The sequence below is a fragment of the Nocardia carnea genome (genome assembly GCF_029868325.1).
Lineage (GTDB): Bacteria > Actinomycetota > Actinomycetes > Mycobacteriales > Mycobacteriaceae > Nocardia > Nocardia carnea_C.
In genome coordinates this window covers 39,849-66,336 of record NZ_JARWNW010000312.1, presented here as the reverse complement: position 1 = coordinate 66,336, position 26,488 = coordinate 39,849, and the positions used below count along the sequence as shown (strand labels likewise).

General features: G+C 68.7%; 22 protein-coding genes and 2 riboswitches. Of the genes, 10 read left to right on the top strand and 12 right to left on the bottom strand.

Going from position 1 to position 26,488, the window contains the following annotated elements; translation table 11 throughout:
* The first annotated feature begins 453 nt into the window (after window positions 1-453).
* Together QH196_RS30920 and QH196_RS30915 are read left to right on the top strand one after the other, a co-directional pair.
* Window positions 454-999 carry an HNH endonuclease gene (locus tag QH196_RS30920; RefSeq protein WP_280419388.1) on the top strand — a complete coding sequence of 182 codons (546 nt, stop codon included), beginning with the start codon at window positions 454-456 and terminating at the stop codon, window positions 997-999.
* 27 nt (window positions 1,000-1,026) lie between these two features.
* A complete protein-coding gene (locus QH196_RS30915) occupies window positions 1,027-1,275 on the top strand; it encodes a WhiB family transcriptional regulator (RefSeq protein ID WP_280419384.1) in 249 nt (82 codons plus the stop codon).
* Window positions 1,276-1,290: 15 nt separating this feature from the next.
* Here QH196_RS30915 and QH196_RS30910 read toward each other — a convergent pair whose 3' ends face one another.
* The gene (locus QH196_RS30910; protein ID WP_280419383.1) at window positions 1,291-1,479 is read right to left on the bottom strand and encodes a hypothetical protein; all 189 of its coding nucleotides are present in this window, start codon (window positions 1,477-1,479) and stop codon (window positions 1,291-1,293) included.
* A gap of 120 nt (window positions 1,480-1,599) precedes the next feature.
* Here QH196_RS30910 and QH196_RS30905 point away from each other — a divergent pair, with 120 nt between their 5' ends.
* On the top strand, window positions 1,600-3,267 hold the full coding sequence (locus tag QH196_RS30905) for a VWA domain-containing protein (protein ID WP_280419382.1): 1,668 nt from the start codon (window positions 1,600-1,602) through the stop codon (window positions 3,265-3,267).
* Window positions 3,268-3,703: 436 nt separating this feature from the next.
* Here QH196_RS30905 and gcvP read toward each other — a convergent pair whose 3' ends face one another.
* From gcvP to QH196_RS30870, 7 genes are all read right to left on the bottom strand, one after another.
* Window positions 3,704-6,520, bottom strand: a complete 2,817-nt coding sequence (gene gcvP, locus QH196_RS30900; RefSeq protein WP_280419381.1) for an aminomethyl-transferring glycine dehydrogenase — start codon at window positions 6,518-6,520, stop codon at window positions 3,704-3,706.
* A gap of 45 nt (window positions 6,521-6,565) precedes the next feature.
* Window positions 6,566-6,665, bottom strand: a riboswitch (glycine riboswitch).
* Between the two features lies 1 nt (window position 6,666).
* A riboswitch (glycine riboswitch) is annotated at window positions 6,667-6,766 on the bottom strand.
* 103 nt (window positions 6,767-6,869) lie between these two features.
* Window positions 6,870-7,448, bottom strand: a complete 579-nt coding sequence (locus tag QH196_RS30895) for a MerR family transcriptional regulator (RefSeq protein ID WP_062979682.1) — start codon at window positions 7,446-7,448, stop codon at window positions 6,870-6,872.
* 175 nt (window positions 7,449-7,623) lie between these two features.
* A complete protein-coding gene (locus tag QH196_RS30890) occupies window positions 7,624-8,097 on the bottom strand; it encodes a bifunctional nuclease family protein (RefSeq protein WP_068037750.1) in 474 nt (157 codons plus the stop codon).
* A 201-nt stretch (window positions 8,098-8,298) separates the two neighbouring features.
* Window positions 8,299-9,102 (bottom strand): transcriptional regulator FtsR, encoded by an 804-nt coding sequence (gene ftsR, locus QH196_RS30885; protein ID WP_280419380.1) that lies wholly within the window; start codon window positions 9,100-9,102, stop codon window positions 8,299-8,301.
* Window positions 9,103-9,164: 62 nt separating this feature from the next.
* Window positions 9,165-9,650 (bottom strand): oxoglutarate dehydrogenase inhibitor Odhl, encoded by a 486-nt coding sequence (odhI, locus tag QH196_RS30880; RefSeq protein WP_030520553.1) that lies wholly within the window; start codon window positions 9,648-9,650, stop codon window positions 9,165-9,167.
* Window positions 9,651-9,800: 150 nt separating this feature from the next.
* Window positions 9,801-10,199, bottom strand: coding sequence for a glycine cleavage system protein GcvH (gene gcvH, locus QH196_RS30875; RefSeq protein WP_280419379.1), 399 nt, complete (start codon window positions 10,197-10,199; stop codon window positions 9,801-9,803).
* A 42-nt stretch (window positions 10,200-10,241) separates the two neighbouring features.
* Window positions 10,242-10,862, bottom strand: coding sequence for a CDP-alcohol phosphatidyltransferase family protein (locus QH196_RS30870; protein ID WP_280419387.1), 621 nt, complete (start codon window positions 10,860-10,862; stop codon window positions 10,242-10,244).
* Between the two features lie 644 nt (window positions 10,863-11,506).
* On the opposite strand from QH196_RS30870, the gene QH196_RS30865 reads away from it, so the two are divergent.
* The 3 genes from QH196_RS30865 (at window position 11,507) to QH196_RS30855 (ending at window position 14,824) form a co-directional block, all read left to right on the top strand.
* Window positions 11,507-12,865, top strand: a complete 1,359-nt coding sequence (locus QH196_RS30865; protein WP_432279579.1) for a DUF2252 domain-containing protein — start codon at window positions 11,507-11,509, stop codon at window positions 12,863-12,865.
* A gap of 64 nt (window positions 12,866-12,929) precedes the next feature.
* Entirely contained in the window at window positions 12,930-13,820 is an 891-nt protein-coding gene (locus tag QH196_RS30860) for an NERD domain-containing protein (protein ID WP_280419377.1), read from the top strand.
* A gap of 446 nt (window positions 13,821-14,266) precedes the next feature.
* Window positions 14,267-14,824, top strand: a complete 558-nt coding sequence (locus QH196_RS30855; protein WP_280419376.1) for a phosphatase PAP2 family protein — start codon at window positions 14,267-14,269, stop codon at window positions 14,822-14,824.
* A 425-nt stretch (window positions 14,825-15,249) separates the two neighbouring features.
* Here QH196_RS30855 and QH196_RS30850 read toward each other — a convergent pair whose 3' ends face one another.
* Window positions 15,250-17,181, bottom strand: a complete 1,932-nt coding sequence (locus QH196_RS30850; RefSeq protein WP_280419375.1) for an acyl-CoA dehydrogenase — start codon at window positions 17,179-17,181, stop codon at window positions 15,250-15,252.
* Window positions 17,182-17,529: 348 nt separating this feature from the next.
* On the opposite strand from QH196_RS30850, the gene QH196_RS30845 reads away from it, so the two are divergent.
* From QH196_RS30845 to QH196_RS30835, 3 genes are all read left to right on the top strand, one after another.
* Entirely contained in the window at window positions 17,530-19,644 is a 2,115-nt protein-coding gene (locus tag QH196_RS30845) for a threonine/serine ThrE exporter family protein (RefSeq protein ID WP_280419374.1), read from the top strand.
* 139 nt (window positions 19,645-19,783) lie between these two features.
* On the top strand, window positions 19,784-20,467 hold the full coding sequence (locus tag QH196_RS30840; RefSeq protein ID WP_280419373.1) for a heme oxygenase (biliverdin-producing): 684 nt from the start codon (window positions 19,784-19,786) through the stop codon (window positions 20,465-20,467).
* 69 nt (window positions 20,468-20,536) lie between these two features.
* Complete coding sequence (locus QH196_RS30835; RefSeq protein ID WP_280419372.1) at window positions 20,537-22,234, top strand: FAD-binding dehydrogenase; 1,698 nt, start codon at window positions 20,537-20,539, stop codon at window positions 22,232-22,234.
* 220 nt (window positions 22,235-22,454) lie between these two features.
* Here the strand turns inward: QH196_RS30835 and QH196_RS30830 are convergent, their stop codons facing one another.
* The 3 genes from QH196_RS30830 to QH196_RS30820 form a co-directional block, all read right to left on the bottom strand.
* Window positions 22,455-23,276, bottom strand: a complete 822-nt coding sequence (locus QH196_RS30830) for an IclR family transcriptional regulator (protein WP_280419371.1) — start codon at window positions 23,274-23,276, stop codon at window positions 22,455-22,457.
* 98 nt (window positions 23,277-23,374) lie between these two features.
* Window positions 23,375-24,805, bottom strand: coding sequence for a serine/threonine-protein kinase (locus tag QH196_RS30825; protein WP_280419370.1), 1,431 nt, complete (start codon window positions 24,803-24,805; stop codon window positions 23,375-23,377).
* On the bottom strand, window positions 24,802-25,254 hold the full coding sequence (locus QH196_RS30820; RefSeq protein WP_348538123.1) for a thioredoxin family protein: 453 nt from the start codon (window positions 25,252-25,254) through the stop codon (window positions 24,802-24,804). Before QH196_RS30820 ends, QH196_RS30825 begins: the two co-directional genes overlap by 4 nt.
* 222 nt (window positions 25,255-25,476) lie before the next feature.
* Here QH196_RS30820 and QH196_RS30815 point away from each other — a divergent pair, with 222 nt between their 5' ends.
* Complete coding sequence (locus QH196_RS30815) at window positions 25,477-26,145, top strand: PaaI family thioesterase (RefSeq protein ID WP_280419369.1); 669 nt, start codon at window positions 25,477-25,479, stop codon at window positions 26,143-26,145.
* The last annotated feature ends 343 nt before the right edge of the window (window positions 26,146-26,488 follow it).

Genomic DNA, 26,488 nt, shown 5'->3' with positions numbered 1-26,488 from the left:
TCCGCCCCGCGCGGGGGGGGGGGGGGGGGGGCCCGGGCCCCCCCCCACCCCCGGGAAGCTGACCGGAGGAGAGGGGGGAGCACGGCCCGGTGGTTCGTCGAGTGGGGTACTGAAAATGGGCCGACAAGGGCTACAGCGCTGTGCCACCATGTATTCCGGACGGCCACCACAAGGGCGGCCGGCGATTCGCAGAAGGGAGGAGTGGTCTTGTATCCCATCGCACCGGCCGAGAGCATCGGTTCGAGCGCAGCGCCCGGGCATTGTTCCCGGATGCCGTCGAGGCAGAACCGGCACGTAGCGGCCCGGCGGGCGAACGCCGAACAGTCGCGTCAGCCGAAATACGCGAACGATTTCGTGATCGACCGGCTCCTCCTACATCGGCGCTGAGTCCCTCACCCTCTTCCTGTTGAATTCCGGGCTCTCCCTGCCCGTCGAAACTTGGTGATTCCCATGATGATTCCCGCTGTCGCCGAACCGGTGACCCTCACGCCGGACAATTGGATACACAGTCGAGTACTGGTGCTCAACGCCAGTTACGAGGCATTGGACCAGGTCGCCGCCGACCGGGCGGTGGTACTGCTGATCAGCGGGGTCGCCGAATCGGTCGTGGTCCGCCGGCCGCATTTCCCGATCCGGTCCCGGCACACCGAGATCCTGCTGCCCGAGACCATCCGGCTGGTGCGCTACCGGTACCTGGCCCACATCACCGTCCGGTCGCCGGGTAGCCGGGCCACCCACGCGGCGGTGCTGCGGCGCGACGGTAACCGGTGCGGGTACTGCGGCGACTGGGCGCCGACCGTCGACCACATCCGGCCGCGCAGCCGGGGTGGACCCAACACGTGGGAGAACCTGATCGCCTGCTGTGTGCCCTGCAATACCGGTAAGGCCGACCGCACTCCCGAAGAGGCGGGTATGCGGCTGCTGTGGGAACCCCGGGCACCGCAACCGCTGGCCCGTGAACAGCGGCGGGTGTGGAAGCACCTGGCTGCGACACCCTGAACCGATCCGCGAGAGGAGGGGATCGATATGACCGTCGAAGTGCTGGCAGATCTGCTGCCCATATCCGACAGCCACGGCTGGCATCGCGCCGCCTGCCGCGGCGACCCGAACCACGAGGCGTGGTTTCCGTATCCATCGCAGGACTTCGAGTACGCGCGTGCGGTATGCGGCCGGTGCCCGATCCGGCCGGACTGCCGTGACTTCGCCGAACGGACCGGGCAATCCGGGGTGTGGGGCGGGCACGAATTCGACCGGGGAAAGATGATCCGCGAGTAGGGGTGCGCTCCGGCGCTATGCCGGAGGTGGTGCCGCGTGCACCGCCTCCGGCGCGTAGCCGGCGATGAGCCGGGGGCGCCGGGTTTCCAGCAGGCTGAGACCGAGGTCCTGCGGTTGCGGTAGACCATCCGCAAAAGGCGGGGCTGTGATATTGGAGCCGCTCCGCGGCTCGAGGGTGGGGCCCTTGGAGGCCCGGTTCTTCACTCCTCCGCTCCTCCGCTTCGCTCCCCTGCTCCGTCGCTCCAGAACTGGGCGGGCCCCACCCGAGGATCGATGAATGGGTCCGGAGGCGTAATGGGGTTGCGCTCCTTAGACTGGCTGGCCGTGGGTACCCATCGCAGCACCGGCTCTTCCCGGGAAATCAGTAGGGGGCCGGTGATCACCGCGGTGGTGGTCGTGGCCCTGCTCGCGGTCGTTGTCGGCTGGTGGCAGTTACGCCCGGATTCGGCAGGTGGCTCTACGGCCGATGGCTCCTGCGCGGAGGGCCCGGCGATTCTGGATGTCACTGTGGACCCGGAGATCGCCGATCCGGTCCGTACCATCGCGGCCCGCTACAACGAGACCGAGCCGGTCGTCCTGGATCATTGTGCGGAGGTGGTGGTCACCGAACGGCCCGCTACGGATATGGTCGCCGCCTTCACCTCCGGCGCCACCTGGAATCCGGTACTCGGACCTCGTCCGGCACTGTGGATCCCGGTGTCCAGCAGACAGGTCGAGTCGATGCGGGTACCCGGTCTGGTCGAGGGCACGCCGCGTTCCATCGCGTCGAGCCCGATCGTGCTGGCGGTCCCCGAAGTGCTGCGCAACGCGCTCGCCGCCACCCAGACTACCTGGGCGGATCTGCCCCGGCTGCAACAGGGTTCGCTCGAAGCCATCGGCCTACCGGGTTGGAACGGCCTGCAGCTGGCACTCCCCCCGGGCGACACCACGCTGGCGGTGGCCGCCGCGGTCGCGGGTGCGATCGCCGGTACCGAGCCGCTCACCGAGGAGGCGGCGACCGGTGGGCAGGCGCTCTCCGCGGTCTCCGCACTGGCGGCCGACGCACCAGAGGTCACGGATACCTCCGCGGCGATCACGGCACTGTCGGCGGACGCCCCGGCCGAAGCCGCGGTCCACGCGGTGCCGGTGACTCAGCGGTTGCTCGCGGCGAATCCCGGCGCCACGTCCTACCTACCGGCCGGTGCGGCACCGATGGCCGACTACCCGGCCGCGTTGATGTCCGGGCCGTGGGTGGACAAGGCCGAGAACCTGATCGCCGGCCTGTTCGCCGAATACCTGCGCAAACCGGAACAGCAACGTGATCTGATCGCAGCCGGTTTCGCCGCCCCACCGGCCGGCCCGGTCGCCGCCCCGCCGCGGGCCGCGCTGGACCGGCTCCGGGCCGTCCTCGACAACCCGGTCCTCGGCGTGCACGCGACCGCTCTCGTGGATGTTTCGGCGTCGATGGCGACCACCGACGGCGAACAGAGCCGGCTGACGAATACCGTCGGCGCCCTCGCCTCCACCGTCAACGTGATGCCACCCGAATTCGGCCTGGGAATATGGACCTTCGGCGCGAATACCGGCGGCAACCCGTACGACGTGGTCGCCGATACCGCCCCGCTCGGCGACGACCATCGCGGGACGCTGATGGGTTCACTCGGCGATATCGAGGCGGCGGCTGCAAATACCGACGAGTGTTACCCGGCGCTGCTCGCCGCCTACCGCAGCGCGATCGAGAACTATGCCGCCGACCGCACCAATTCGATCCTGCTGGTCACCGACGGCGCGGAGGACAGTTCCGCCCTCAGCGGTACCGAACTGTTGTCCGCCATCGAAGACGCAGGCGGCCCCCAGACGCCGATCCGCGTCGATGTGATCGTCGTCGGCGGCGCGGGCGCCGAAACCCTGCGCACCCTCACCGAACGCACCGGAGGCACCTACAAGGTCCTGCCTACCAGCAACGATTTGGAGTTCGGAACAGCTATGGTCAGCGCCCTGACCACCCCCTGACCCACACAGACGCGGCCGCCACCGCCTCAGCATTTCGCGCCGGTCCTCGCCCGCCGGCTCCCGTGTATTGCCGCGGCCGATGGTGGAGTTCTGGGGCGGATGTCCGACCGGCGGAGTCATCCGCGGCCGACCGGACCATCGGCGAAAGGAACCAACCGGGCTCTCCACGCGCCGTTTTCGACCCGGAAACCGCGCGTCCCGGATACCGGCCGGGACGCTGCCGACGGTTCACGGTCCTTCGATACCGCCCCGCACCGAGAGAGGGATCCCACCGCCGGCGCGGCCTCCTGGGCGTTCGCACCGCCGGCGGTGCCGGGTCGGCCCAATGGCTGCCGGAGTACCCAGACCGCCGCCCGGCCGGGGTCCGGAGCGTGAATCCGGGGCCGTACCGCCGACAACCCGGTGCCTGGACGGCAATATGCCGGTACCGGACCGCTCAGTCGCTGTAGGCATCGATCGGCGGGCAGGTGCACATGAGGTTGCGGTCGCCGAATGCACCGTCGATCCGGCGCACCGCCGGCCACACCTTGGCCCGGGTATGCGCGACCCCGCGCGGGTACACCGCGACCTCCCGGCTGTAGGGATGCTCCCAGTCGGCGACCAGGCACGCCGCCGTATGCGGGGCGTTGCGCAGCGGGTTGTCGTCTGCCGGCCACTCCCCCGCGGCGACCCGGTCGATCTCGCGGCGGATGGCGATCATCGCCTCGGCGAATTCGTCGAGTTCGGCGAGATCCTCGCTCTCGGTGGGCTCCACCATGAGGGTGCCGGCCACCGGGAAGCTCATGGTGGGTGCGTGGAACCCGTAGTCGGCCAGCCGTTTGGCGATATCGTCGACGGTGACGCCGGTACGTTTGGTGATCTCGCGCAGGTCCAGGATGCATTCGTGCGCGACCATATCGCCGGCGCCGGTGTAGAGCACCGGGTAGTGCGCACCCAGCCGGCGAGCCAGATAGTTCGCCGAGGCGATCGCGGTGAGGGTGGCGCGGCGCAAACCGTCCGCACCCATCATGCGGATATAGGCCCAGGTGATCGGCAGGATCGACGCCGAGCCGTAGTTCGCCGCCGATACGGCATGCGAATCGGTGACCAGGGGATCCCCGGGCAGATACGGCGCCAGATGCGAGCGCACCGCGACCGGGCCGACACCGGGACCGCCGCCGCCGTGCGGAATGCAGAACGTCTTGTGCAGGTTGAGATGGCTGACATCACCGCCGAAACGGCCCGGCCGGGCCAGTCCGACCAGTGCGTTCAGGTTCGCACCGTCGACGTAGACCTGACCGCCGGCGTCGTGCACCAGCGCGCACAGTTCGGCGATCTCGTGCTCGTACACGCCGTGCGTGGACGGGTAGGTGATCATGATGCAGGCCAGCCGGTCGGCGTGGTCGGCGATTTTGGCGCGGAGATCATCCAGATCGACGTCACCGTTTTCCCGGCATTTCACGACCTCCACGCGCAGTCCGGCCATGGCCGCGGAGGCGGCGTTGGTGCCGTGGGCGCTGGACGGGATGAGGCAGGTGTCGCGGCCGGTATCGCCGCGGTCGAGGTGGTAGCGCCGGATGGCCAGCAGGCCCGCGTACTCGCCCTGGCTACCCGCATTCGGCTGCAGGCTCACCGAGTCGTAACCGGTGATCTCGGCCAGCCAGCGCTCCAGATCGTCGATCACGCGCCGCAAGCCGGGTGCGTCGGTGGCCGGCGCATACGGATGCAGCCGGGCGAAACCGGGCCAGGTGATCGGCTCCATCTCCGCGGTGGCATTGAGTTTCATGGTGCAGGAGCCGAGCGGGATCATGCTGCGGTCCAGCGCGATGTCCTTGTCCGACAGCGCCCGCAGATACCGCAGCATCGCTGTTTCGGTGTGATAGCGGGTGAACGCCGGGTGGGTCAGGAACTCCGAGGTGCGGTCGGCGATACCCGCGCAGACGGGTGCGGCGGGCGCGACGCCGAACGCGTCCAGTACCGCGGCGATATGGTCGCCGGTCGTCGCCTCGTCACAGGCGACGGCGACGTGGTCGTCGTCCACCAGGCGCAGGTTGATGCCGCGTGCCGCAGCCTTGGCGACCACGCTCTCGGCATGTCCGGGCACACGAGCGAGGACGGTGTCGAAATACTTGTCGTGCACCAGCGCCTCCCCCAGCGCGGCCGCGAGCTGCTCGGCATGCCCGTGCACCCGCCGCGCGATGGCGCGCAACCCGTCGGCACCGTGGTAGCAGGCATACATCCCGGCGACGATTGCCAGCAGCACCTGCGCGGTGCAGATATTGGAGGTGGCCTTCTCCCGGCGAATATGCTGCTCCCGGGTCTGCAGCGCCAGCCGGTAGGCGGAGGCACCGTCGGCGTCCTTGGACACCCCGACCAGGCGGCCGGGCAGCTGCCGGGCCTGGGCGGTGCGTACCGCGAGATAACCGGCATGCGGGCCGCCGAAGCCCATCGGCACGCCGAACCGTTGCGTGGTCCCGAAACAGATATCGGCGCCCTGCTCGCCGGGCGGGGTGATCAGGGTGAGGGCGAGCAGATCCGCGCCGGCGGCGACCAGCGCACCGCGCTCATGGGCCTGCGCGATGATGCCGGTCCAGTCGACCACGCGCCCGGACGCCCCCGGCACCTGCAGCAAGACGCCGAAGAATTCGCCGTCGGGCAGCCCGTCGCCGGCCAGATCGGCCTCGACGATTTCGATGCCGAGCGGTTCGGCGCGGGTGGTCAGCACGGTGCGGGTCTGCGGGAAAAGATCACGGTCGACCACCAGGCGGGTACCGCGGCCGCGGCCGACCCGGTGCATCAAGGTCATCGCCTCGGCCGCCGCGGTGGCCTCGTCCAGCATCGACGCGTTCGCCACGTCCATACCGGTCAGGTCGGTGACCATGGTCTGGAAATTGAGCAGCGCCTCGAGCCGGCCCTGGCTGATCTCGGGCTGGTAGGGCGTGTAGGCGGTGTACCAGGCCGGGTTCTCCAGCAGGTTGCGCACCAGCACGGGCGGGGTCAGGGTGTCGTAGTAGCCGAGCCCGATCATCGAGGTCGCCACCGTGTTGGTGGCCGCGAGCGCGGCCAGTTCGGCCAGCACCTCGTGCTCACTCGCGGCCGGCGGTAGACCCGCGAGCGGGTCGGTATCCCCGGCAGGCGGGTAGGTGTCGAGGATTCCGGCGGGCAGCGCGGCCGCGGCGAGATCATCGGCGGAGGCGATACCGATCTCGGCGAGGATATGCGCGAACCCGGCGCTGTCGGGTCCGATATGCCGGTCTGCGAAGCTCTGGGTCACCACGGGCTCCCTGGTAGGGCGGCCGACCGTACGGCCGGCACAGGGCCCTCCCCCTCTGTCGCGGCGCCTGAGAGCTTCAGCGGCCGGGGACCGGCCGCCTTTCACCTTGGGCGGGTGGCCCGCAGCCACCACTTTCCAGAGGCGCCGGTTCCCGTACGGTCCTGGTGCCTGAGAGATTGACGGGGAGGTGCTGCTCCTTCGGCGCCCGGACCCTCAGCGGATCCGGGGCTCTCCCGCACGGCTACGGCGCTTCGATATCTTAGCCCGGCGGCCGGATCGAGCGGGAACGCACCCGGTATGTGTCCTCGGCCGCGCCGCTGCGCGCAAGCACCGGCACCCGCGGAGCGGGTTACCCGGTTTTGCGGGTCATACGTGCTTTGCGCCGGTAGGACAATTCGTCCTCGGGCCGCTCGGTGGCCTCCGCCGCGCGTTCCGCGGGAAAAGCCGCGATCGCGCCGGTGAGCTCGCGCATCGCGCTGTTGACCGCGATACCGAATACTCCCTGGCCGCCCTGCAGTAAATCGACGACCTCTTCCGGCGAGGTGCACTCGTAGACCGAGGTGCCGTCGGAGAACAGGGTGATATTCGCCAGATCCTGTACGCCGCGGCTGCGCAGATGATCGACCGCGATGCGGATGTTCTGCAGCGAAATACCGGCATCGAGCAGACGTTTCACGATTTTCAGGACCAGGATGTCCTTGAAGGAATACAGTCGCTGACTACCCGACCCGGCCGCGCTGCGAATGGAGGGTTTGACCAGGCCGGTCCGCGCCCAGTAGTCCAATTGCCGGTAGGTGATACCGGCGACCTGGCACGCTGTCGGAACCCGGTATCCGACCAGGTCGTCGGGGACCGAATCGTCGGGGAACAGTCCGGGTTGTATTTCGTAGCGCCGAGGCGGGCCCACTTCCGACCGCATATCCCGCATATGCTCTGCCACTGAACTACTCCCTTGCTCCGCCGATCTGTGCCCACACTCGACGGCCCGGCGTCGAATACGAGGCTACTCTTCCCATTCTCTCGGCCGCAGAGGTGCCGATCCAAACGCGACGCGCGGTAACAGTCTCGACCTGTAGTTGAGGTCTAGAAAATAATCGGGAAACTCAACTGTCGGTCGCTTTGAAATCGTCCGGGGATACCGACTCGAGGAACTCCTTGAACTTTTCGACTTCGTCCTCGCGTTCGTCGGGCATCACCAGACCGGCTTCCTCGAGCACGGATTCCGCCGCATAGATCGGGCAGCCCACGCGCAATGCGATGGCCACCGAATCGGAGGGGCGAGCCGATATCCGCACCTCGTTCTCGAACACCAGATCCGCATAGAAGGTGCCCTCCTTGAGATCCACGATATGAACCTCTTCGAGGGTGTGCCCCAGATCGGCGATCAAAATCTTGATCAGATCGTGGGTGAGCGGCCGGACGGGAGTGACCCCCTCCTGCTCGAGCACGATCGCCGTGGCCTCCGCCTGCCCTATCCAGATGGGCAGATACCGCTCACCACTGGCCTCCCGCAGCAGCAGGACGGGCTGATTCTGTGGCTGCTCGACCCGGATGCCGATCACGCGCATTTCGCTCATCGCACTGCCTCCCATACTCCCCGGCCGCCCGCCCTCGCCGATACAGGGCTCGCCGTACCACGAGTCTAGGCGAATTCCGGGCGCTGCCGCGATGGCACACGGACACCGGAATCGGTGTGTTGCCACCGCCGTCGGCGCTGGGTGATCTCGCCGCAGGTCAGGCCGATACCGCCGGCGGCGGCGGTATGCCATACGGGCGATTCAGCCGCCCAGTGAGTTGCGCACCGAGGCCTTCACGAGGCTCGCGTGCAAGGTCAGCGACAGTGCGGCGAGTTCCCGCACGGTCTCCTCGGCGCGGGCGCGGGCGCCCGCATCGCGACTTTTCGCGATCGGTGCGGCGATCTGGGCGACCAGCGCCGCCTCCCGGTCCGCGGCGAGTTTGAACGCACGCAGATGCCGGGCCTCCAAACCGAATTCGGCCATCGCCTTGGCCGTAGTGGCCAAGGTCACCGCATCGGCGTCGAAGAAACCGGCGGGGCCCGGGGTGATCAGATTCGCCCGGACCAGATCGGTGAGGAATTTCTCGTCGATACCCGCCTGTTCGAGCAGATCCTCGCGGGTCACCCGGATCTCGTGATCGAACTCCAGCTCGTCTGCGGTGATCCGGCCGGGCTGGACCGCCAACCGGCGCGGCGGCCGCGGTGTCGTCGCGCCCTCGTCCGCCATATCCTGCCCCGCATCCGGACGGGCGGTACGCGCCCGCGCCCGGGCCTCACGCACCCCGAGCGTCGCGGCTCCGCTGTCGATTGCCTCGAGCTGTTCCTTGATCACCTTCAGCGGCAGGTATTGGTCACGCTGCGCGGTCAGTACGAACCGGAGCCGCTCGCAATCGGCCACCGAGAATCGGCGGTAACCCGAGGGGGTGCGTTCCGGGCGAATCAACCCCTCCGCTTCCAGGAAACGGATCTTGGAGATGGTGATATCCGGGAAATCCGGCCGCAGCAGATCGAGCACGGAGCCGATCGACATCCCTCCGTGCGCCCACTGCTGCGCCGCGCCTGTCATGACTTCGAGTCTTTCATGCCGAAGCGCCGATCGCGCGGATCGGCGCACCGATCATCACTTCTTCACAAACTACCGGCCCCGGCGGCCGAACCGGCCTCCTGCGTCCGCGGACCGGTGAGGAACACCAGCCGGAACTTGCCGATCTGTACCTCGTCGCCGTTCTGCAGCTCCGAGGAATCCACGGGCTCCCGGTTGACGTAGGTGCCGTTCAGGCTGCCCACATCCACGACCTGGAAGGAATCCTCGTCCTGGCGGAACTCGGCGTGACGGCGGCTGACGGTGACATCGTCGAGGAAGATATCGCTGTCGGGATGGCGGCCGGCCGAGGTGGTCGGCTGATCCAGCAGGAACCGCGAACCCGCGTTCGGGCCGCGTTTGACCACCAGCAGCGCCGCTCCGACCGGAAGACCTTCGACACCCTGCACCGGCTGTTCGCCGGTCGGCTCGCCGGAGCGCGATGCGTCGACCTCGTTCAGGAAATCCGCGCGGAAGACCGACGTCGTCTCGGCCGCGGTCTCCCCGTAACCCGGGTCTTTGTTCTCGCTCACCGTTTCTCTCCTCCTCGAACCTCATAAACCATGCAGGCAGATGCCGCGGTGCGACGTGGCTCGGCGGCCCCGACTCCGGGCGGCACATCCGTTGGCATTGACCGTACCCTGCCGGGCCGTGCCCGTGCAGGTAGAACCGGGAAGGCTGGATCAGCCCCCGATAACTCCTTGATAACCTGCGGCATCGAGTAGTTCACCGAGACTCGAGTCCAGTGCCGAGGCACTGTCCACCTCGAGTTCGAACAACCACCCGCCACCGTAGGGATCGGTGTTCAGCGTTTCCGGCTTCGCCTCCAGTTCCTGGTTCACCGCAACGACTTTCGCGCTCAGGGGAGCGTAGATGTCGGAAACGCTCTTGGTCGATTCGACCTCGCCGATACCGTCCCCGGCGGCAACGACGGCACCGGTTTCGGGCAACTGAACGAACACGACGTCACCGAGTTGCGACTGCGCGTAATCGGTGATTCCCACCCGGACCCGGGTGGGCTCGATCCGACGCACCCATTCGTGTTCGGCGGTGTAGCGCAGGTCCTCCGGAGCCGGATTCACGTGGTGTCCTTTCCTCGTGTCGTCGTGCACGATGCAGCAACTCTATGCGAGCCCGCCGGGGTCCGCCGCGCCGGTATCCCGCCCGGGTGTGCCACCGGGGCGGGGCACGGTACGTGCGACGGCGATCGCGCGGCCGAGGTACAACAAGCCGGTCCACACATAGACCGCGGTACCCCAGATGAGCAGTGCCCCACCGAAGGCCCGGCCGAAACCGTCGCCTGCCCAGTCCAGCTCTCCGGCCAGCAACCAGGGCAACGCCGACATCAACGCGAACGTGGCGGCCTTACCCAGATAGATGACCTCGGGCGGGTCGAGGCCGCGGCGCCGGTACACCGGGAGGGTGAGCGCGAGCACCAGATCGCGGCCGATCAGCAACGCTGCCACCCACCAGGGAAGGAGGCCGCGGGCAACGAATGCGGCGAGCGTGGTCACCAGGTAGAGCCGGTCGACGAACGGGTCCAGCAGGGCACCCAGCCGCGACGACTGGTCGAGCAGCCGGGCCAGTTTGCCGTCCAGGAAATCGGTCAGGCCGCTGAGGATCAGCAGGGTGAACGCCCAGCCGTCGGCCCGCTCCACCAGCAGCAACCAGAGGAAGAGCGGAACGCCGATCAACCGCAGCAGGCTGAGCACATTGGGAACGGTGAGCAGCCGATCCGACAGCACCGCAGCGAGGGCACCACCGGATCGCCGGTCCGCGGCCGCGGTCTCGGATCCGCCGGTTCCCGAATCACTCGTCACATGGCAGTGCTTACCGCACGACCCCCGCCGATGCCAGCACGACCCCCCGCACGGTCCGCGGAGAAGTAACGAGCATCGAACACCCGGCACCGCCGGTATGAGTGAGAGAAAGATCATGTCGGCCGGTGCACCGTTTCGTTCCGGGTGGCCTCTTCGGCCCGATTGCCGCGCGCGAACACATGCCGGGCGCGGCTCCCCGGCAACATCCAGGTTCTCCGCCCTGCAGTAGTGCGCCGGGCCTGCCGGCCCGGCAGGCGCCCCCGGCGGACTGTGCCACCGAGTCACGACAGGGCCCGGCGGCTCCGGACGAACCGCCGCCGAGGCTCACAGCGACCGGCCGCGACGGCGGCCCGACCGGGCATCATGGCGAGATAGGGACCTGAATCCCCGCCGGGAAGCCTGTATCGGCCGGCGCCTGCGACCGAACTCTGCGCCGCGGGGAGGACGGGGCGGGCAGGGCATACCCGAAACCTCGTTGCGATGCCGGCGCGGACCGCGGTCACCGTGGGTACGGTTACCCGGTGTCGAACAGTCGTATCCCCTTGCGCTCGTATATCCCCGCCGAGGACATGCTGGCCCGTGGCCGTGCGATGCGCGACCAGGTGTCGCCCACCGCACGCGATCGCGCGATCCGCACCGAGGGGCGGCCGTCGATCGTCGAATTCGCCGAAGCCACCAACAAGGGCCGGCTCGAACATCTGATTCCGTTGCGGATCGGCCGGATGCTGGCTTCGCCGTTCGCGTTCTACCGGGGCGCGGCCGGTTTGATGGCCCTCGATCTGGCGGGCAGCCCGGATACCGGGTTCCACGCCCAGCTCTGCGGTGACGCACACGCGGGCAATTTCGGCCTTTACGGCACGTCGCGGGGCGAAATCGTCATGGATATCAATGATTTCGACGAAACCGTGCCCGGGCCGTGGGAATGGGATCTGGAACGCCTGGCGGCCAGCCTGGTCCTGGCCGGGCGAGTCGGCGGCGCGGACGAGGACGAATGTCGTACCGCCGCAGCCGATGCCGCGCGCAGCTACCGGCGCACCGCCACGGCGCTGGCGCAACGGCCGTTCCTGACCTCGTGGTCGGCATTGGCCGACGAATCGATTCTGGATCGCGTCGAAGCCGACGATCTGCTGGACAATTTCAAGAAGGCCGCCAAGAAGGCGCGTAAGAACACCAGCGAGAAGGTCGTCCGCAAGTGGACACATATCGACGACCACGAAACGGGTATAGAAAGCCACCGTTTTGTCAGTGATCCGCCGATCCTCACCACCGTGACACCGGAGGTGGAGGACGCGGCCATCGATGCGCTGGAACGGTACGGGTCGAGCCTGCGCGAATCGCGGCAGGGGTTGCTGGGACGGTTCGCGGTCGCCGATATCGCGTTCCGGATCGTCGGCACCGGCAGCGTCGGCATGCACAGCTATGTCGCTCTGCTGCACGGTAATTCGGGCGAAGTACTGGTATTGCAACTCAAACAGGCCGCCCCCTCGGCTTTGGCACCGGTACTCGGGATCCCCGCACCGAAACACGAGGGCAAGCGAATCGTCCAGGGCGCCAGGCTGGTTCAGACCGAAACCGATATCCTTCTCGGCTGGACCACCATGGCGATTCCGCAGCCCGGCGGTGGCATCCGGGAACTGCCGTTCATCGTCCGCCAGTTCCGCAACCTCAAGGGCGGAATAGCGCCGGAAGAACTCGAACCGCACGATCTCGACGATTACGGGCGGCTGGCCGGCGCCCTGCTGGCGCGCGCCCACGCCCGCTCCCTCGACCCCCGGTTGATCAGCGGCTATCTCGGCGAAGAAGCCGACTTCGACGGCGCCGTGGCCGATTTCGCGGTCCGCTACGCCGACCGCACGGAAGCCGATCACGCCGAACTCGCCGCCGCGGTTCGGGCCGGGAAACTTCCGGCGGAGGAGCCGGACCGGTAGTTTCGAGAGGTGCGCCGCGCTCGGCGCCGCAGGAGTCTCGGTTCGGACGCGAAGGGCGGTCACCATGCTCGTGCAGGTTCAGGACAGCACCGACAGTTTTGCCGAGCGGTCCCTGATCGATTGGCTCAGCGGCTGGGGCACGGCCGACAGTCCGCACGGAGTCGCCACGGTCAACTGCGACCTCCTGTACGACGGCGCCACCTACCATTTCGACGCCGTGGTGTGGACGCCGACGAGCTGCGTCGTCATCGACGTGGCCGGTTTGCGCAGTGATCACGGCGGCACGTTGCATGTACCGCTCACCGGCAGGTCGACGCTCAACGGCGTGCGGGCCCAGCTGGAGGCCGCCGACGACCGGTCGCTGCTGGAGCGGTCCCGCGAACACACCTTCGCCCTGCAGAGCTGGCTGGCCGCCCGCGGGCTGGGGCAGCGCATGGTCCACGGTGTGGCCCTGATCGTGCCGTTCCAGCGGGTCCCGGTGCAGATCGACCAGAAGGTGCACGACCCGAGTTTCGATGTGATCGTCGGCGACGACGCCGAACAGCTCCGCCACTACTTCGGTGTCCTCGCCCAGCGGGAATCACACCGCTGGACCGCCAACGATGTGGCGACCGCCTTCCGCGGCCTGGGCATCCTGGCGTACCTGCCGGCTCCCCAGCTACTGATCGAGGAGGGCTTCCTGGGCCCGGTCGATGTCACGCTGTGGCACGGCAGTCCGGCCCAGGCGGATGCCGAACAGTACGCCGAGGATCTCGCCGAACTCGAACGCATGGCCGGCGGGCGGCGGTTCCGGGCGCCCTGGTTCAGCCCGTGGCGACTGTACCCCCGGGAAGCCGGTGATATCGATTTCGGGCGGGCGGTCATGCGCGCGGTCTACGCGCTCGGCATCTTCGTCGCCGTTGCCTGGTTCGTGTGGTTCGTGATCACGGCCTTCATAACCTATGGCCCCGGCTGAGCAGGTCCCGCCGGCCGAGCCGACGGCGCACGGGTTCGGCCGCGCGTTGTGTGGTTCGTGTGGCGTACCGGCGCCGTCCGGGCCGGCGCGATCGGCGGACGTTCGCATTATGCGCGCCACGGTCGCCTGCGCCTCGGATGAATCCGGGCGATAAGGCCAAGACCGTGCGGCCCGGCATCGCTTCCGCCGAACCGCCGGATTACCTCGTGACCGCCTGCCATGGATAGGGTCGGCTCGTGAGCACCGCACCCGGCGCGCCGAACCCGTGTCCCGCGGACCGGCCTACCGGAGACAATCACCGCCCGGCCGGGCACCGACCGGATCCACCGGCATATCTCTCACCCGCCCGCGGGAACCGACCGGCGCACCCGTATCCGGGTGCCGTCCCGGTCCCGGAGGCCGCCGGTCCCGCAATCACGGGAACGATCGCGGCGACCGCGGCAGCGGTGGCCGCGGCGTTACCGTGGTCTTTCCCGCCGGGTGGTGGGGCGACCAGCTTCGATCTGGCTGTCGGGGCGCGCGTGGATCCCCGGCTGGATCCGCGGCCGTGGGTGGCCGAGGTCCTCGCGCTGGCGACCAACACCGGAGTCGTACTCGCATTGCTCTGCGGCAGCGCCGTGTGGTTCGCCTGGCAACGCCGGTGGTGGGAGACGGCGACCGTGGTCCTGGCGCCGGAGGTCGCGGTGGCCGTCAACACCTGGGCGCTGAAACCCTGGTGGGGGCGGCCGCTGCACGACTATCTCGCGTATCCGAGCGGCCACACCGTACATCTCGTATCGGTGATCACGGCATTGGTCCTGCTGCTGCGCTCCGCGCGGGCCCGGGCGGTGATCGTCGCGCTCGCCACCGCCGCCTGGTGTGCGGGCGCGGCCGGCATGATCGCGCTCGACTACCACCACGCCACCGATATCATCGGCGGGGCCGCCGCGGGGATTTCGCTGACCATCGCCCTCTATTGGGTCTCGGTCTGGATCCGCCGCACGTTCGGGCCGCGCCCGCGCTGACCCGCGCGGCGGGCGCCGCCCCCGGCCCACCCATGACACAGCGACCGGTGGCCGGGCCTCGCTCGCGCTGTCGCGCGCCGCCTCACCTCGAATCGAGAACAGGTGCAGCACCCGCACGCCGGGCAGTAGGCGACGAACCTTCAGGACCCGCGGTGAGTGAGGGCGTGCCGCACCGATTCGGCTTCGCTGCCCAGTCGCGCCACCTGCCCTCGGGGCTCCGAGCCTCGCATCCCCAACGCATCGGTTCCGCTCCCCATGAACGGCCGGGGTGAGCCGACCACGGTCGTATCCAGGCCGATCCAGGCGCGGCCCCGCCCGGATCGCGAGCGGGCGAGTGTGAGACGGCCCGGACCCGTCCGGCGATGGTGCCGGCGCGGCCGCACCACCGCGCAGTCGGTGGGACCTCTACCGCCGGTCCCGGCCCGCTACTGCCGTTCGTAGACGCTGGCGTCGTCCAGCATCGCGGCATCCAGCATCGCTTCCGGCACACCGAGTGCTTCCACCAGTGTGAGAGCGTCCGGGCGGAGGCGGTCGACCAGTTCGTTCACCCCGCGCCGTACGGCCTTCGCTCGTTCCACCGACATGAAACGGTGCATGATGAACCAGGCCGAGTTCTCCTCCAACACGGTGTATACGTACAGATCGCAGACGGTTTCGGCGAGCGCGCGAGCCTCTTCGTCCTCGATATCGGCGATCCCCTCGATGAACGCCTCGAGGACCAGCCGTTCGATATGGGCGGATCCGGCGGCCAGGATATGGTCCTGCGCGTTGTTGAACGCCTCGAAGGGACCGGTCTCCTCGGCCCGGGCCCGCAGCCGGTGGGCGGCGGTGCGGGTGAGGTAGTCCTCGCGGTCGGCGAACAGCTGCAGCTGGGTGGCGCGTTTGCCGAGATCGCCCTCGTCGACGGTTTCGCCGCTGCGATCGCGCAGCGTCTGGATCAGCTGGCGCACACCGGAGCGTTTGCGCACCACATCGCCGGCCATGGTCGCGGCGAAGCGGACCCAGCCGAGGGCGTCCAGATCGCGCACCTCGTCGGCGTAGGCGGTGAGGATCTCCTTGGCGACCAGCTGGGTGAGCACCACATTGTCACCCTCGAAGGTCGTGAACACATCGGTATCGGCCTTCAGCGTGACCAGGCGGTTCTCGGTGAGATAGCCGGCACCGCCGCAGGCCTCCCGGCATTCCTGGATGGCGCGGGTCGCATGCCGGGTCTGTGCCACCTTCAGACCCGCGGCCCGTTTCTCGAGGGCGCGCTGCGAATGCGGGTCGATGTCCTGGCCGGTCTGCACCAGATGCATCCGGCGGACCAGATCGTTCTGCGCGAAGGCCAGTGCGTAGGAGCGGGCCAGCAGCGGCAGCAGCCGGCGCTGATGCATCCGGTAGTCCAGCAGCAGGGTTTCGCCGCCGTCGTCGGGGTTGCCGAACTGGCGGCGTTTCAATGCGTAGCGCAGCGCGATACTCAAGGCCACCCGTGCCCCGGCGGCCGCTGCGCCGCCGACACTCACCCGGCCACGCACCAGAGTGCCGAGGGTGGTGAAGAAACGCCGGCTGGGGTTGTCGATATCGGAGCTGTAGGTGCCGTCCGGGGCGACTTCGCCGTAGCGGTTGAGCAGGTTCTCCCGCGGGATCCGCACATGGTCGAAAACGATGCGGCCGTTGTCCACACCCGGAAGGCCACCTTTGCGACCGCAGTCGGAGGTGGTGACGCCGGGCAGATCGTTGCCCTGTTCGTCCCGGATCGGGACCAGCAGGCAGTGCACCCCGTGGTCGCCCGCCGGTGTCCGCAACTGCGCGAACACGGCTGCCATCCGGGCGTGTTCGGCGGCGCCGCCGATGTAGTCCTTGCGCGCCGAAGGGGTCGGGGTGTGGATCACGAACTCTTCGGTGGCCGGATCGTAGGTGGCGGTGGTTTCCAGATTCGCGACATCGCTGCCGTGCCCGGATTCGGTCATGGCGAAACAGCCGAGCAGGTCCAGCGTGATCAGTTGCCGGATGTATTCGGTATGCCGTTCGGTGCCCAGGTTCTCCACGGCCCCGCCGAACAGACCCCACTGCACACCGGACTTCACCCAGAGCGAGAGGTCGGCATAGGCGAGCATTTCCAATCCGACCACGGCGGCGCCGGGCTCACCGGTGCCCCCGTGCTCGCGCCGGAACCCGCGATCGGCGAGGCCGAGTTTCGCGATCTCGCGCATCTGGTCCAGTACCCGGGCGCGGGCCGCGGGGATATCCAGGTCGGGGTCACCGGCGAACCGCCCGTCCGCGAGCTGGGTGCGGGCTTCCTCCCGGACTTCGCTCCACGGCCCGTCCAGTGCCTGCCGTAACTGTTGTGCTGTCGCAGTGCTGCCGGTGCTCATGCCTTCGACCCTAATGGCCGTGGTGGGGCGAAGCCCGGCGACAAACCGCACACGATCGCGGTGCCGGCGGAGTACATGGTTGAGGTGTGAGCGGGTATGCCGGCAACGCCGGGCGAGGCCGGCCGAAGTCCGCACCGCGACCGGAAGCTATGCACCGGGCGTATCGGCACGGTGTGCGTAACGCGATCGCGGCGGCGGCCGACGCACAGTTGAGAACTCGCTCAGCTGGGCAAACACGTCCCTTTTTCCATTCCAAACCTCAAATAAACCGGTACGTAACGAAGATCACATTCATCCGACCTATTTTCCGGTGGATAAGAGCCCCCTTCGGCCACTACCTTCGCGGCTATGGCTGCGCAAGGATTCCTGGAAGGAGCGACCTCCCCACCACAGATCTCTCCGGACCCGTCGGGTTATGCCGAACATCGGCGTACTCCCCTGCGTTTGCCTGTGATCACCGGTGCCATCAAGAAACTGGTCGCCGACCGCCCCGCCACCGCCGATACGATCGTCTCCGCACCCGCCCCGCTGCAGCCGATCGACCTCACCGACGACGCCACGGTGGCCGAGGTGATGGATCTGGCGATCCGGATGGGCGAAGTGGTGCTGGCTTCCGGCTCCGCCGTCACCGATACCGAGACCACGGTGCGCTTCATCGTCGCCACCTACGGTCTGTCGGAGTGCGATGTCGAGGTCACCTACAACGCCATCCGTATCTCGGTGCATCGCGGCCGGCGGCTGCCGCCGGTCAGTTCGATGCGGGTGGTGCAGTACCGCTCACTGGACTTCACCCGGTTGGCCGCGGTGGACCGGCTCACCCGCCGGATCCGGCGCGAAATCGTGCCGCCGCACGAGGCACGCGCCGCCCTCGACGCCATCACCTCGGCACCGCACCCCTACAAGCGGTGGACGGCAACCTTCGGCTGGTCGCTGATGGCCGCGGCGATCTCACTGCTGCTCGGCGGCGGGATCCTCATCGTCGCACTGAGCTTCATCACCACCGCCCTGATCGACCGGACCAACCGTGCATTGAACCGGTACGGGCTGCCGTTCTTCTTCCAGCATCTGGTGGGCGGCGCCATCGCGGCCACACCGGCGGTGGTGCTTGCCGCCGTCGCCGAACCGCTGGGTATCTCGGTGAGCCCGACGCTGATCATCGCGGCCGGGATCACGGTGCTGCTCAGTGGGCTGAGCCTGGTGGGCTCGGTACAGGACGCGATCACCGGGGCGCCGATCACCGCAGGCGCGCGGATGCTCGAACTGCTGATGATGACCGGCGGCATCATTGCCGGTATCGCACTCACCCTGCGGGTAGGCGAGATGTTCGACGCGACGGTGCCCTTGGATCTCGGTCCCGGCCACGCGCTGACCAACCTGCCCGTTCAGGTCTTGGCGGGAGCCACCGCAGCGCTGGCCTTCTGCCTCGCCTGCTACGCGGAGAAACGGGCGTTGGCCGCGGCCGCCGGCAGCGGTGCCATGGGCACCATCTGCTACCTGCTGGTGATGGCGGCCGGCTTCGGGCCGGTGCTCGCCGCAGGGGCGGCGGCCGTGGTAATCGGTATGGTCGGTGGTCTGCTCGCCCGGCGGGCACTGACGCCGCCGCTGGTCGTAGCGCTGGCCGGCATCACCCCGCTGCTGCCGGGCCTCAGCATCTACCGCGGCCTGTACGGCATGCTCAACGACGAGATCACCCGCGGCGCGGATCAGCTGCTGGCCGCGTTCGGTATCGGCTGCGCGCTGGCCGGTGGGGTGACCCTCGGTGAATGGTTCGACCGGACCGTGCGCCGCCCGCCGATCCTGCGCAAGTTCGGCGCCCTGCGGCGCCCGGTGGTCGTGGTCACCCGCAAGCGGCTGCCGTCGGTGAACCTGGCCAAACGCCTGTACTCGGTGAACCTGGGCAAGCGGCGGGCCACGCCGCTGGGCCACGCGCACGGCCCGGTGCTCGGCGCCGCGCCCGCCGCGGTGATGGCATCACCGGATATGCCGGTGGGGTTCCCGGTCGCGGGACAACTGCCGCAGGCACCTCTTCCGGCAGCAGCGCAGGCCCCGCGGCCCACCACACCGCCTGTACCGCGGCCGACCGCACCGCAGACGCCGGTAGCGTCCCCGCGGGGACGGGCCACGGTATCCGGTGTGGACCACCACGTGTGGACCCGCGACCTGGACCCGGCACCGTTGAGTTCGGCCGTCTCGGCGCAGCCGCGCGACCTGTCCGATGCCCCGGGCACGGCCGCCGCACCGGAGATGCGTGAGATGCCGGTTCTGCCCGCGGATCTGCTGTCCCTGCCCACTGCCGCACTGGGCATGGCCGAGGATATGCTGCCCACCGCAGCGATACCGTTCACCCCGCCCGAGCCGGTCGGCGTCGGTGCCACGGCCGAGCCGGTCGGTGTGGGTGCGGGCGAATCCGGCCCGGTCCCGACCGAGCCGCTACCGGCATCCCGGCGTTCCGACGCCGGCTGAGGGACATCCCCACAGGTGATGTGCGCCCGGTATCGTCGGGTTGCCGGCTGTCGGCGGCGGCGTGGTGACATGCCACGCCGCCCGCGGCCGGGTAACGGTGCGGCGATCGGCCGCCGTGTTCGCAGGAAGGGTTTGTTGTATGCCGGAGACCACCGAAACCGCCGACCCGGCCGCCCCCTTCTCCACCCGGATCCGGGAGGCCACCGCGCGCGAACACGAGGAGGCGGAGAATTCCACCTTCATCGCCGAGATGCTCGCCGGCGTACTCGGCATCGAGTCCTACCGCCACTACACCGTGCAGCTCTGGTTCATCTACCGGGCGCTGGAGGAGCACACCGCCGCCCTCGCGGACGACCCGGTGGCGGGCCCGTTCATCAAACCGGAACTCGCGCGTACAGCGGAGCTGGAACGCGATCTGGCGCATCTGGCCGGGCCCGGCTGGCGCGAACTGCTGGACCCGCTCCCCGCCACCGCCGCCTACGCCGCGCGGATCGAGGAATGCGCCCGCACCTGGCCGGGCGGCTATATCGCCCATCACTACACGCGGTATCTGGGCGATCTGTCCGGCGGGCAGGTGATCCGCGGACATGCCGAGAAGCTCTGGAATCTGCCGCATCGCGGGGATGGCGTGCGCTTCTACGTTTTCGACGGCATCGGTAATCCGGCGGCGTTCAAACGGGAATACCGCGCCCTGCTCGACCGTATCGGCGCCGACGAACTCGAACAGCGCCGCATTCTGGACGAGGGGAAACAGGCCTTCGTCCTGAACCGCGCGGTGTTCACCGAACTGGCCGGGGAATTCGCGGCCAGGCAGCCCGGCTGAACCCCCGTCGGCGATCCCGCGGGTCTGATAAGTTTCCCGCCGGTAACTACCGTGAGCGAAGGGTGAACCGTGTCCGAAACCTCTCCCGGTGACCGGGTATCCGGCGAATATCCCGTGATCGTCGTCGGTGCCGGATTGGCCGGTCTCGTCGCCACTTACGAACTGACCAGGGCCGGGCATCGCGTTCTCGTCGTCGACCAGGAGAACCGCAACAATCTGGGCGGGCAGGCGTTCTGGTCGCTGGGCGGGCTGTTCTTCGTCGACAGCCCGGAACAGCGCCGGCTCGGCATCCACGACTCGTATGAACTGGCCCTGCAGGACTGGCTGGGTTCGGCCGGATTCGACCGGGACGACGAGGACCACTGGGCCCGGCAGTGGGCGCAGGCCTACGTGCAGTTCGCGGCCACCGAGAAACGCGACTACCTCTACGACCTCGGCCTGCGGGTCACGCCGCTGGTCGGCTGGGCCGAACGGGGCGGAGCCCTCGCCGACGGCCACGGCAATTCGGTGCCGCGGTTCCATATCTCCTGGGGCACGGGGCCCGGGATCCTCGAGATCTTCCTGAACCCGGTCCTGGAAGCCGAGCGCAACGGCCTGGTGCGGTTCGCGTTCCGGCATCGCGTCGACGACCTGCTCGTCGACGACGGCGCGGTCACCGGAGTCCGTGGCAGTGTGCTGGAACCCACGGAGCTACCCCGCGGGGTCGCCACATCGCGCACCGTGGTGGACGATTTCGAATTCCGGTCCGGCGCGGTCGTGGTCACCACCGGCGGTATCGGTCACAATCACGATCTCATCCGGCGCAACTGGCCGGTCGACCGGCTGGGCCCCGCGCCGCGCACCATGATCTCCGGGGTGCCCGCACATGTGGACGGCCGGATGCTCGGTATCGCCGAATCCGCGGGCGCCGCCCTGGTGAACCGGGACCGCATGTGGCACTACACCGAGGGCATCAACAACTGGGACCCGATCTGGCCCGACCATGCGATCCGCATCATTCCCGGGCCATCGTCGCTGTGGTTCGACGCGAACGGTAAACGACTGCCCGCGCCGTGTTTCCCCGGTTTCGATACCAACACCACGATGAAGGCCATTCTGTCGACCGGCCACGACTATTCGTGGTTCGTACTGACCCAGGCGATCATCGAGAAGGAGTTCGCGCTCTCGGGGTCGGAGCAGAACCCCGATATCACCAGCAAAGACCGGCTCACCACCGTACGCAGCAGGTTCACCAAGGGCGCGCCCGCCCCCGTAGAGGCGTTCAAGGAACACGGCGTCGATTTCGTGGTCGCCGATACCCTCCGCGAACTGGTGGACGGTATGAACGGGATCGCCCGTGGCCCGCAACTCGACTATGCGGATATGGAACGCCAGATCGTCGCACGCGACCGGGAGATCACCAACAAGTTCACCAAAGACGCCCAGATGAGCGCGATCCACAACGCGCGCACCTACTTCGGCGACAAGACCGCCCGCGTCGCGAAACCGCACCGGATCCTCGATCCGGCGGCGGGGCCGCTCATCGCGGTCCGGCTGAATGTCCTCACCCGCAAAACGCTGGGCGGCCTGCAAACCGATCTGGACTCCCGGGTGATGCGCTCCGACGGCACCCCCTTCCCCGGGTTGTACGCCGCGGGTGAGGTCGCCGGGTTCGGCGGCGGCGGCCTGCACGGCTACAATGCGCTGGAAGGGACGTTCCTCGGCGGCTGCATTTTCTCCGGCCGCGCCGCGGGCCGTGCGCTCGCGCGGTCGCTGACAAAATCGTGACCCGGCCGTCACCACGAACCATTTCGGCCCGGGGCCTCTTCGGATCGTCGAGCTGCCGTCAATGCTGCGTGCGCCTCATCGAAGAGTTCCCAGCCGTCGCGCGGACCGGCTGAGCGTCCTGCGGCCGGCCGCGTCGAACGGCCGCGGAGAAACCGCCGTTGGGTGCCCACGTGCCATGAGTACGCGCGGGCGGCGACTGTTCCGCACGGCTACCGCGGCTTCAGTCGCGGGAGAGCAGGCGGCCTGCTTCGGCCGCCAGCGCACCGAGTTGCCGGGCCTGTAGAGCGGTGTCGACGATGGGGCGGCCGGCGCCGATCCGGGTGGACAGGGACAGCGCGGCCACCGCGACACCGCGGCGTCGGACGGGTACTGCTACGCAGCCGATTCCGGTGACCGCTTCCTCGTTGTCCACCGCGACTCCCTGGCGGCTGCGGATCCGGGCCAGTTCCCGGTGCAGTTCCAGCCGGTCACCGATCGTGCGTGCGGTGAGCCGGGGAAGCTGTTCGCGCAGCGATGTTTCCACGACACCGGGGTCCAGGCCGGCCAGTAACGCTTTACCGAGGGCGGTGCTGTGCGCCGGCAACCGCCCGCCGACCCGGGTGGGGACCGTGGCACTGTTGCGGCCACCGGTTTTGTCCAGGTACACCACGTCGCGGCCGTCCAGGACGCCGAGATGTCCCACCGAGGCGGTCCGCTGGCACAGTTCGTGCAGTAGCGGGCCGATCACCGCGCGCAGTTCGTTGTGCCCGGCCGCCAGTCCGCCCAGTTCCAGGGTCCGCAGGCCAAGGCGGTAGCCGCCGGGCGAATGCGCCAGCCAGCGTAAGCGGATCATCTGGTCCAGGATGCGGTGCACCGTGGACCGGGGCAGACCGGTGCGCTCCACCAGGTCTTGCAGCGTGAGTACCGGTGTGGCGGGCGCGAACGCGTCCAGGATCAATGTCATCCGCTCGATCATCGATACCGGTGGAGCCGGCCGGACCGGCTGTTGCCCGCCCTGCCACGCCCCGCCCGGTTCCGGGTCGGCCAGTACCTCGACCGTCAAGACTTACCTCCATCGTGCAGCCCGGCCAGCTTATGCGTAGCGAACCGGACGCTATCGACGATGCCCCGTTCCGGCGGTGTGCAAACCCTCACAGCACATCATCCCGGCATGAACGGCGCGTTGAACACGCTGCACAGCCATCGGCCGTCGACGAGTTCCATCACGGTGGATACCGACAGTTCCCGTGGTGTCTCGGCGGCGCCGGGTTCGGCGTTGAGGGTGGTGAGCTGCACCTGGACCTCGGCGCGGGTATCGCCGGCGCTCATCGTCGCCGTGCAGGTGGCCTTCTCGACCCGGGACCGCTCGGGATCGGCGGAGATCAGGACCCGGGCCATCGGCAGGACGGTTTCGGCCTGGCCCTTCCACTGCCCGGTGGCGCCGGCCTGCACTTGCTGTTCCCAGCCCGCCGGGTCCGCGTAGTCGTACGTGCCGACCAGGGTCGTGTACGCGCAGGCGGCCTGTTCGGCAGCGGCTTTCGCATTCGCGGGCGGTGCCGGTGGGCCGTCCGAGCCAGCGGACCCGGTGCGCCATATACCGGTGAACCAGGCGGCCGTACCGAATACCGCCAGCGCGACCGCGGCGGCGAGCGCTGTCAGTATCCGCCTGCGGCGGCGCGGCGACCGGGCCGGCGGAGGCGGCGCGGACTGCGCGACCGGCGGTACGAGCAGGGGCGCCGGCATGGTGACCGCGGGCTCGGTGAGCGCCCGGTGTGCGGCCAGCGCCAGTTCACCGCAGCTCGCGAACCGCTCGTAGGGGTTCTTTGCCATGGCCTTGGCGATCACGCCGTCGAATCCGCGCGGCACCCGCGGATCGGCCTCCGACGGCCGCGGCACCGGGGCATTGAGATGGGCGTTGATCAGCGCGCCGGTGGTGGTCGCCGGGTACGGTAACCGGCCGGTCAGCAGGTAGTACAGCGTGCAGCCCAGCGAGTACACGTCGGCGCGGCGGTCGATATCGGGCCGCATCTCGAAGTATTCGGGCGCGGCGTAGTGGAAACTCGCGTACAGCTCACCGGTGCGGGTGAGCCCGTCGGAACGGTCGAGTGCCTTGGCGATACCGAAATCGGAGAGGTACACCCGCTGGTGCTCGCCCCAGGCCAGCAGGATGTTCGCGGGTTTCACATCGCGGTGCAGGATCCCGGCGGTATGTGCGTGGTCGAGGGCCCGCGCGGTTTCCTCGGTGATCCGTACCGCGTGGTCGGGCCGGACGGGCCCGTCGCGCAGAACCGCCGCGACATCGGTGCCCTCGATGTACTGCATCGCCATCCAGAGGCGGTTCTGTTCTTCCCCGCGGGCGTAGACGGCGACGATATTCGGGTGGGCGAGCCGCGCCACGGTATCGGCCTCGCGCAGGAACCGGGCCCGGACCTCCCGCCCGTCGCCGGCCGTCGGGTTCAGCAGTTTCAGGGCGACCGGACGCGGTAGGTCGCGGTCGCGGGCCAGATAGACCTGGCCCATACCGCCCGTGCCGAGGAGCCGTTCGATGCGGTAGCCGGCGAATACCGCGCCCGGTTCGAGTGCGCCGTTCACGCCGGCCGCAGACCGGGCCAGCCGTAGGACTGTGGCCCTGGTGCGGGCCCGGCCCGGCCGGTCGCGGGTTCCGCGGGCGCCGCCGGCTCGCGGGACGGCTGTCCGTGTTCGCGCCGGAAGGCCGCCATATCCATCCACCGGATCTGCTGGACCAGTTCCTCGAGCTGCTCGGCGGGCAGGAATCCGGCCTTCGAATACACCAGCAGGCCCTCGCGGAAGCCCATGATCCACGGGTAGCGGTCGACCTGCCCCGCCGCCGCCAGCGCGGGTTCGGCCTCGGCCTCGACCGTGGCGTGCACGATATCGCGATGCGTTTCGGAGGAGGCCTCGTAGACCGGCGCGAAGCGGGTGCACCAACCACACCAGGTAGCCCAGAAATCCACCAGCACAATATGGTTGGTGGCCACGACCGTCTGGAAGTTTTGCTGGGTCAGTGGCGTCGTCGGCATCTGTCGTCCTCCCGGCGGCCCGAGCCGACCGCCCCGCGTGCGTATCACCCCGTCCGGAAATCCTCCCACGAACAGGCACCGGCCGCCGGGCGAAAAGGTACCGCCGGACAGCCGTTGCCGGGCAGCCTACGCGGCGCGAGCAGCGCCGGGACGGCCGGTGCGCGGGCGCGCGAGAGTGCCCCGCCCGGCCGCGCCCCCGGACCCGAACGATAACGTGTTCTCATGAGCGAAGACGAGGCCGGGAACGCACTCCCCAGCGCGGAGCATCACGAAGGCGGATTCCGGCCGATGTCGGAGCTGATGAATCAGATCCGGTCGGTGGACACCAGCCGCGGCGGACCCCATTACGGTGATTTCGTCGAACAGGTCCGGACGCTCATGGACCGGGCGCGGCTGGCGGTACCGCCCGACGATCTGGTGCAGGAAGCGACCGGGATCCTGGAGAAACTCAACGACCGGCTCGGCGCCCACGTGCACGAGGAATGGGACGCGCCCGGCTGGACCCGGTTCGATCTGCCGTCCCGGGGCAATGTGACCCTGCCGCCCTACTGGGTGGATCGCGCGAAACCGGACGGCGTCGAGGCCCGGATCACCTACCGCACCTTCCATCTCGGCGGGAACGCGGCGGCACACGGCGGGTACGTCTCACTGGGTTTCGACGATCTGATGGGGCTGGCCGGTTCCCTGTATTCCGGGTCGGTCACCCGGACGGCCTCGCTCACCGTCGACTACCGGGCGATCACACCGCTGAACAAGGAACTGCAACTACGTGCCTGGGGTGAACGCCGGGAGGGCCGCAAGGTGTGGATCAAGGCCACCCTGCACGACGGTGACCTGCTCTGCGCCGAAGCCCACGGCCTGTTCATCGTGCTGAAACCCGGCCAGCCCTGAAACTCGGCTGCGCAGAGGCAGCCCCACACCTCCGTGGCCAGGTACTCCACCGGTGGACCATCGGAAAACCCGACGATCTGCAGAACAAGCCGAAGGCGTCCACCGGCCGCACGGCACCCGGCAGCCGGGAGGAGGCCGGGGCGATGAACTCGGTCGAGGAGAATGCGGAATACGGCGATGTCGTGACCGATGTCCGGTTGAAGGACCCGCGGTCGCAAGCCGATGACCGGGGCAACCGACCCGTCCGGTACCGCCCTTCCGGCGGGGACCCGCGTCAAGGTGATCCACGACCCCGAGTGGGCGGGTCCGTGGCGTGCGGAGTTCTTCGGGAGCGTCGACTATT

What these genes read in the sequence shown, in the direction of transcription:
- QH196_RS30920 (WP_280419388.1), top strand. Translation starts at nt 454, where the DNA reads ATGATTCCCGCTGTCGCCGAACCGGTGACCCTCACGCCGGACAATTGG.
- QH196_RS30915 (WP_280419384.1), top strand. Translation starts at nt 1,027, where the DNA reads ATGACCGTCGAAGTGCTGGCAGATCTGCTGCCCATATCCGACAGCCAC.
- QH196_RS30895 (WP_062979682.1), bottom strand. Translation starts at nt 7,448, where the DNA reads ATGCGGGATATGCGGTCGGAAGTGGGCCCGCCTCGGCGCTACGAAATA.
- QH196_RS30890 (WP_068037750.1), bottom strand. Translation starts at nt 8,097, where the DNA reads ATGAGCGAAATGCGCGTGATCGGCATCCGGGTCGAGCAGCCACAGAAT.
- ftsR (WP_280419380.1), bottom strand. Translation starts at nt 9,102, where the DNA reads ATGACAGGCGCGGCGCAGCAGTGGGCGCACGGAGGGATGTCGATCGGC.
- QH196_RS30865 (WP_432279579.1), top strand. Translation starts at nt 11,507, where the DNA reads ATGCTGGCCCGTGGCCGTGCGATGCGCGACCAGGTGTCGCCCACCGCA.
- QH196_RS30860 (WP_280419377.1), top strand. Translation starts at nt 12,930, where the DNA reads ATGCTCGTGCAGGTTCAGGACAGCACCGACAGTTTTGCCGAGCGGTCC.
- QH196_RS30850 (WP_280419375.1), bottom strand. Translation starts at nt 17,181, where the DNA reads ATGAGCACCGGCAGCACTGCGACAGCACAACAGTTACGGCAGGCACTG.
- QH196_RS30845 (WP_280419374.1), top strand. Translation starts at nt 17,530, where the DNA reads ATGGCTGCGCAAGGATTCCTGGAAGGAGCGACCTCCCCACCACAGATC.
- QH196_RS30840 (WP_280419373.1), top strand. Translation starts at nt 19,784, where the DNA reads ATGCCGGAGACCACCGAAACCGCCGACCCGGCCGCCCCCTTCTCCACC.
- QH196_RS30820 (WP_348538123.1), bottom strand. Translation starts at nt 25,254, where the DNA reads ATGCCGACGACGCCACTGACCCAGCAAAACTTCCAGACGGTCGTGGCC.
- QH196_RS30815 (WP_280419369.1), top strand. Translation starts at nt 25,477, where the DNA reads ATGAGCGAAGACGAGGCCGGGAACGCACTCCCCAGCGCGGAGCATCAC.